Source organism: Bartonella sp. AA86SXKL (assembly GCF_042196885.1).
In genome coordinates, this window is sequence record NZ_JBHIRE010000272.1 from 437 (window position 1) to 773 (window position 337).

At 38.3% G+C, this 337-nt stretch carries 1 protein-coding gene; it reads right to left on the bottom strand.

Going from position 1 to position 337, the window contains the following annotated elements; genetic code table 11:
* On the bottom strand, positions 1 to 337 hold a 337-nt coding region (locus tag ACFIO5_RS11490; RefSeq protein WP_375705480.1), incomplete at both ends, for an ABC transporter permease subunit.

Here is a 337-nt window from a genome sequence, read left to right on the forward strand (position 1 = left end):
TACACCAATAATCGTACCAGTCAAAATACCAGGAGCAGCTAAAGGAAGAACATGATGAAAAACTACTTGTGTTTTTGATGCCCCCAATCCTAAAGCTGCTGCGCGAATAGAAAAAGGAACAGCCCGTAAAGCAGAACGTGTTGCAATAATGATTGTTGGAAGCGTCATAAGAGCTAACACAAGACCACCAACAAAAGAGGCTGAACGTGGTAATCCAAAAAAATTAACAAAAACCGCAAGCCCTAAAAGACCAAAAACAATCGAAGGAACAGCGGCAAGATTATTGATATTAACTTCAATAAAATCTGTAAATTTATTTTTGCGTGCATATTCTTCC